At 57.4% G+C, this 7,706-nt stretch carries 1 protein-coding gene; it reads right to left on the minus strand.

Annotation, left to right across the window (positions count from 1 at the left end; all coding sequences use genetic code 11):
* Nucleotides 1-56: 56 nt before the first annotated feature.
* Nucleotides 57-7,691: an SDR family NAD(P)-dependent oxidoreductase gene (locus NZ823_15045; GenBank protein ID MCS6806446.1), complete on the minus strand. Its 7,635-nt coding sequence runs from the start codon at nucleotides 7,689-7,691 to the stop codon at nucleotides 57-59.
* Between the last annotated feature and the right edge of the window lie 15 nt (nucleotides 7,692-7,706).

Genomic DNA, 7,706 nt, shown 5'->3' on the forward strand with positions numbered 1-7,706 from the left:
TCGTGGTTTCATGCTGATACCACCAGTTACCTCCGTGGTGTCGCCCCCTGCTGCGTCTAATCGCCGGCAGCATGTTGAGCTTTGCTCATGTCCACGTTATCGTCCAGCAGTTGGGCTAGTTCATTTTCATCAACGAGGTCGCTGAGCAGTTGATCAACATCCTGTTCGGAGAGTTGATCCAGTTGCTGCAATAACGTTTCCGGCTGTTGTTCGACCACGCTGGGCCGGATGTCGGCTTCGGTCGGCGCAGCCGCGTCCGCGCCGGTCAACAGTTTTAAGACGACGTGGGACAATTTGAGCACGGTTGGCCCTCGCATCAATTCCACCGTCGGCAGCGTGACGCCGATCTCTTTTTCAATGCGGTTTTTCAGTTCAACGGCCATGAGCGAATCGAGACCTAATTCATTGAGCGGCCGCTCCGCATCAAGATGGGCTGCTGAAGCGCCGAGCACACGAGCCACCTGTTCTTTCAGGTGCGCTTCAATCAACGGCTGACGGTCTGCCGGTTCAGCAGCCATGACGAGGTCACGGAGCCGAACACCATCTTGCGCTGTTTGCTGATCAGTGGCGTGAGGATTCACCAGCAACGAGAATCGCGGCGAGGTGCGCGCGGCGACCGTATGCGACCATTGTCGCCAATCCACGTTCATCACGCCGGCGTGGACAGCGTGCTTGAGCATCAATCGGGCCATCGCCTCAGCGGCTTGTCGAGCCGTGAAGCCCTTGAACCCGAAGTTGCTCACGTGTTGTCCGATTTCCTCATGTCGCGCCACATAGCCGGTATCAGCCACGCGCCCCCAGTTGATCGTGAGCGCCGGCAGACCATGCGTCCGGCGATAATAGGCCATGGCGTCCAAAAAGGCGTTGGCTGCCGCATAGTTGCTCTGAGCAGGATTGCCCAAGATTGACGTGAGCGAAGAAAACATGATGAAGAAGTCGAGCGGTCGGTCTTGCGTCAAGCGATGCAGATGCCACGCGCCGGCCACTTTTGGTTGCATCACCTTTTTGAACCGTTCCGTTGTTTGCTGCATGAGGACGCCGTCGTCGAGCACCAACGCCGAGTGAATCACGCCGCGCAACGGCGGCATGGCGCGATCTATTTCGGCGATGACGCGCTCAACATCTGTTGCTCGACTGACATCTCCCTTGAAGACGCGAACGTTGAGGCCGCGCTGCTCCAGCCGACCGATGATCTCTTGGGCCTCATCCGTGCTCGGGCCGCTACGACTCATCAGCGCCAGGTGGCGCGCGCCATGCTCGCTCATCCACGCAGCGATGGCCAATCCCAGGCCGCTTGTGCCACCAACGATCAGATAGCTACTCTCCGGCGAGAACGAGATTGTCTGTTCAACCAACGGTTCGACCGGCACGCGCTTGTCCGAGAGCGAGACGATGATTTTCCCGACGTGCTTGGCTTGCGCCATGTGACGGAAGGCTTGAATGGCATCGCCAAGAGTAAACACCCGGTAAGGCAACGGGTGAATCTCTCGTTGCTCCAACAAGCCAACGATGTCCCGCAGAAGCGAAGCAATCAAGCTGGGACGGTCAGCCATCACGCGGGCCAGATCAATCGCAAAAAACGACAGGTTATTTTTGAACACTCGCAATCCCAATTTGCTGTTTTGATAAATGTCCCGCTTGCCGATTTCCAGGAATCGTCCATAGGGCGCGAGCGAGGCCAGTCCTTTGGCAATGGCTTCGCCGGCCAGCGAGTTGAGCACGAGGTCAACACCGCGGCCATTGGTGATCGCATGAATTTCATCGGCGAAGGCCAATGAGCGAGAATCCATCACATGCGCGACGCCGAGCGCTTTGAGGAATGCTCGTTTTTGGGGCGTCCCTGCAGTGGCGAAAATTTCAGCGCCCGCGCGTTGAGCCAGTTGAATGGCTGCCAATCCAACGCCGCCGGTGCCGGCCTGTATTAACACGCGCTCGCCCGCTGTCAAGCGGCCCAAGTGAGAGAGCGCGTAATGCGCGGTGAGGAACGCAATCGGCACCGTCGCGGCCTCTTCAAAACTCAGATGGGCTGGCTTGCGAGCGACGAACGCTGCCTTGGTGATGACAAACGAACCAAAACTTTGCGGCGCGATGGCCATGACCTCGTCGCCAACCGCAAACTCCTTCACGGCATCGCCAACAGCCGTGATCACGCCAGCGCATTCATCACCGAGCCACAGGTAATCGTCACCATCGGTGGGATAAATGCCGAGCGCTTTCATGACATCGCGGAAGTTCAAAGCAACAGCCCGCACCTGAATCTCGACTTCATCCGCTTGCGGTTGCCGGCGCTCAACTTCTGTGAGCATCAGGTCATCGAGCACGCCCGGCGTGGTGATTTGCAGGCGAATCGCGTCGCGTTGCGGATCAAGCTGCTTTTTCGCGCGCGCCGAGGATTTGTGCAACGAAGCGCGCGCTACGCGCGACACATAGCGAGCCGCTCCCCGCAGTGCAATCTCGTTTTCTTCATCTGGATTGAGCAGTTCTTCGCAGAGTGAGTCAATGTCACGCGGCGTGATCGTTGGGCTGAGGTCAACGAGCCGACACTCGAATTCGGGTAGCTCATTGCTGATGACGCGGCCCAGGCCGATCAATGGCGATTGCATCGGCGAAACCAGTTGGCCCTGCCGGCCGACGGGCTGCGCGCCGTTGGTAATCAGCCACAGTCGCGGCTGCGGACCGGCTGAGGCGTGCAACCAGGCTTGAACAAGATGCAGCACGCTATGACAGCTCAGATCAACGGATCGTTCCAACGCGGCGGCGTCCGCAGTGGCCGCTGATGGGCTATCCAGGCTCCAACAGTAGATCAACCCGTCAAGTGAACCGCCGACAGCCTGACGCAATTGCTCAAAATCGTCTGGTTGATTGAGGCGAATCTGATAGCGTCGCCCGTCGTAGCATTGAAAACTCTCGCCGTGAGTGACCAGCGTTGTCTGATCGCCAGCTTTGATCAATCGGTCGGCCAATTGCTCGGCGATGCCGCCCTCGTCGGCAAAGATTAACCAGCGGCGCGATGGTTGCTCAGCCGCGGCTGGCGCGCAGGTGATCTCGGTAGGCGCTGTGTCAGCCGCCAGCGGAAGACGAGCAAACAACACAACCTGTCCTGTCTCGGTCACGCCGTCGGTATCAGAGATAGCAAACGGGTCTGAAAATCCCATCTCCTCAAACAACGCGATCCAACGCTGGCGGGTCAACAGGGCATACGAGGGTCGCAGGTCGGTATCAGTGAAGCGCCACCAGCCTTCCATCAAGCCAAAGACAAGGTCGGCCCAGCGCACCGGAATGTCCACTTCCAAACAGATGAACAATCCGCCGGGCGCCAGCAACTGTTTCACATGTTGCAGACTGACGCGCAAGTCCTGCGTGGCATGAAGCACATCTGAAGCAATGATGAAATCGAACGAATGAGGCGTGAAGCCTTGTTCGGTAGGGTCTTTCTCGATGTCCAACAGGCGCGCGCTGAGGAACGGATAAGATTGGAATTTGTCTTCAGCTTTGTGAAGAAATACGGGTGAGATGTCTGAGAGCACGTATTCCACCTGGTCGGGGGGCAGCGCCGGCAGTATGTAGGATGTCATGCCGGCTGTGCCGGCACCGATTTCCAGGATGCGCACCCGTCGTCCTTCAGGCAGTTGATCGAGCGCCAGCGACACGGCTTTCGCCGCGAGCAGGTTGTAGACTTTGAACGACGGCGAATCTTGATAGTGATGCTCAGCCGTGGTTTGATTTCCATCGGGGAACAACAGGTGCAGCGGGTTGATCCGCCCTGTCAGCAGATCGGCTAATCGTTGGCCGAATTCGCTGACTAACATTGATTCCGAATATGCCGCCGGGAACCGGTAGACCAGAGAACGCCACAACGATTCGGTCTCCAGCGGCGGGGGCGTCTGCAGAACGCGCCAGCGCTGATCCTGCTTTTCGAGGTATCCATCGCGCGCCAGCATGTCCAGGTAACGGCCGACCACGCGATGATGTGGTGGGATGATCCCTAATCGTTCGGTCAGTGACGCAATGGTCACTTCATCGCCGGGTTGAAAATCCCAGCCAAGCTGGCGGAAGGCGTTGATCACATAGGCGGCGCACAAGCGGTCTAGGTCTGGCTCAATTTCACGGAATCGGCGCAGCCAGCCCAGTTCTTCGGTAGTTTGATCAACGTAAGCTTGCAATTGATCGCGCATCGCTGCTGCCGGTGGCAGAAAATCAACGACGCGCGGCGATGTAGAAGCGGTTGCTCTCTCTTTGAGTCGCCAGGGGTAATCGTATATCCAGTTTTCAAGCGACTCGGATGAGATGTCGCGAACCGTGTCAATTGACTGAGCCGTGAGTCGGCGAATCTCCATGCACAGCCTACCCTCAGCGTCAAAGAAGCGCATGTTGCCGGCGAGCGCTTTATCAGTTTTCTGTACCAACTGGGCATGGCTCCACATGCGGCCTTCGGGGCGATGGTAAAACCGAATTTGCTCCACCTGCACAGGCAAGCACACATCGGATTCGGCGTCCACTGTTTCAGAAAAGACGTGGAAACAACCATCGAGGAATGCCGGATGATAGAGGTAGGACGCTGACTCAGCAGCGATTGCCTCGGGCTGTACGACGATGCCAATAGCTTCGCCATAGCGACGCCAGATTTGTTCGACGCCCTGGAAGCAGGGACCGAACTCCAGGCCGTTGTCGCGAAAGCGTTGATAGCGCGTCTGGCGTGAAACGCGCTCAGGGCAGCGTTTTTGTACTTGTTCAATCTCGAAATCAATTGTGGGTTGTTGCGCCGGTTCCCAGCGGATTTTGCCGGTGGCATGCAACGTCCAGGTGTGTTGAGTAGCAGGACGGCTGCTGATGGCAAATGAAGAGTCAGTCGCATAAACCACTGTCTGAATGATTGGCGATGGCCCCGCTTCGGGAATAAACAGCGCTCGATGAAAATCTACATCTTCGACAATCAATGTGCCGGCGCCGAAGATTTCTTGAGCAGCCGCCAAGGCCATTTCTATGTAGCACGCCGCAGGAAACACCACATGACCTTGCACGCGATGATCAAGCAGGTACGGGAAGAGAACACGGCTGACTTCTGCATGCCAGGTCGGATCGGCAGCGGTCTGCCGGTGACCCAACAGCGGATGAGCAACAGTGGCCAAGCGCGTCGCTTTCACCGTTTCGCACTCATGCCAGTAGGATTGATGTTGCCAAGGATAAAGCGGCAGCTTGAGCGGTCGGCTTCGCTCTGGATGTACCACGTCCCAGTTAATCGGATAGCCGGCGCCAAACAACGCGCCCAGCGAACCCAACAGGTGAAGGCGCTCAGGCTCTTGTCGGCGCAACGAGTGAATCACCAAGCCGCGTTGCTGCTGGTGTTGCAGACATTCATTGACATAGCCAGCAAGCACCGGGTGAGGGCTAATTTCCACGAAATGCCGATAGCCTTGCTCAATGAGCCCGTTGATGGCCGGACCGAACCGCACGCTCTGACGCACGTTGCTCCACCAATAATCGGCTGTCAGATGCGATCCATCTGTCGGTTGAGCGGTCACGGTCGAGTACATCAGTCGGGCGGCCGGCTGTGGGCGCAATCCATCCAACGAGGCAAGTAATTCATCACGAACCGGATTCATCTGGGCGCTGTGAAACGCATACTGAACGCGAAGGAAGCTGAAGAAGAGCTGTCGCTGTTCCAACTGTTGCGCAATCTCTTCGAGCGCCTCAGCCTCGCCCGACAGCGTGACCGACGTAGGACTGTTGATAGCAGCCAGCGAGACACGCTCTCCGTATGGTTGCAATAACTGGAGCGCCTCTTCAGCCGTGACGCCGGCGCCGAGCATCCGACCCTTAGATGAGGCGAGGTCCATGCAGCGACCGCGATGGTAAATCACCTTCAACGCCGTTTCCAGATCATAAATGCCGGCGATGTGAGCGGCGGCCACCTCACCCACACTATGGCCGATGACCGCATCAGGTTCAATCCCCCAACTGCGCCACAGAGCTGCCAATGCCACTTGTATGGCGAAAATGGAAGGTTGCGAGATAGCCGTTTCATGCATGCGCGAGTTGGCTTCGTCTTTGGTTAGCTCTTCGAGCAAAGACCATGGCGCAATCGGCCGTAGCAACTCGTCACACTCTTGGATCACCTGACGGAAGACAGGCTCTTGCGCCAGCAGTTGACGACCCATGCCCCACCATTGCGGCCCTTGACCGGAAAAGACGAAAACAAGCGGCGGTCGCGGGCCGAGCGCGGCTTGCCCAACGCGCATGGCAGGGCGCGTTTCGCCGGCCACAAATGCTTCGAGCTGCGCAATCAGCTCGTCAATCGTCTCAGCGACGATCGTGAGTCGGTAATCATGATGAGTTCGACGATGACTGAGATTGTAGGCCAGCTCCGCTAAGGAAATTGCCCCAGCCTGCTCACGCAAGAACGTGACGTAGGATTGTGCTAGTGCCTTCAACGCTTCAGGGCTGCGAGCCGAAAGTGGCACAAGGATTGGCAATGGCGCTTCTGCATGAGCCGCTGCATGTTGCTCCTGCCGACCGGACACGTCAGATGGCCGACTTGAAATTGATTGCACCGTCTGAAGGCTTATGTCTGATGTTTGGCTTGTGATGTTTGACTTCTGATGTTTGACTTCTGATGTCTGACGTCTGTGGTCTTCAAAGCCTTGCAACAAGACATGCGCATTGGTTCCTCCAAAGCCAAACGAATTGACGCCGGCCAGGCGCGGCCCACCGCCGTTTTGCGGCCACGGTTCCAGTCGGTCTTGAATGCGCAATTTGAGTTGCTCGAAATTGATGTAAGGGTTGGGCGTGTTGAAATGCAAGTTGGGAGGGATCATGCCATGGTGCAGCGCCAGCGCCGTTTTAATCAGGCCGGCAATGCCTGATCCGGCTTCCAGGTGACCGATATTGGTTTTGACCGAGCCAACACGGCAATAATCGCCATCAGGCCGATTGGCCGACAAGACCTGACCTAACGCGTTGGCTTCGATAGGGTCACCGACGAGCGTGCCTGTGCCGTGCGCTTCGATATACTGAATCTGTTCTGGAGCAATCCCAGCTTGCTGGCAGGCCTCGCGCAACATGGCCGCTTGCGCTTGTTCATTGGGGACGGTGATGCCGTTGGTGCGTCCGTCTTGGTTGATGGCCGTCGCGCGAATGAGCGCATAAATCGGATCATCATCGGCCAGCGCCTGCGAGAGCGGCTTCAGGAGCACTACGCCGACGCCTTCCGCTCTAACGAACCCATTGCCATCGGCGTCAAACGCCTTGCATCGTCCGTGCGGTGACAGCATGGATAATCGGCTGAATCCAATGAATGCCTCCGGGCAGATGATGATGTTAATACCGGCAGCTATCGTCACATCCGATTCACCTGTCCAAAGACTACGGCAAGCTAGATGCGCCGCCACGAGCGACGATGAACAGGCCGTGTCAACAATCAGACTCGGGCCTTTGAAATCGAAACAGTACGAAAGGCGATTGGCGACGATACTCATGACGCCGCCCGTCGTCGTGTAGGTGTCAATTGTATTGCGCTCCTGATGGGTAGACTGAATCTGCGCGTAGTCATTCGTGGAGATGCCGACAAAGACGCCGGTGCGTCGTTGCGAAAGTCGGTCGAGCGGCTGTCCGGCGTCTTCAATAGCCTCGTAGGCCACTTCCAGCAGGAGCCGTTGCTGCGGGTCCATTTGCGCCGCCTCGCGCGGCGAGATACCGAAAAATCGAGC

This window comes from Blastocatellia bacterium (assembly GCA_025054955.1).
Classification (GTDB): Bacteria; Acidobacteriota; Blastocatellia; order HR10; family J050; genus JANWZE01.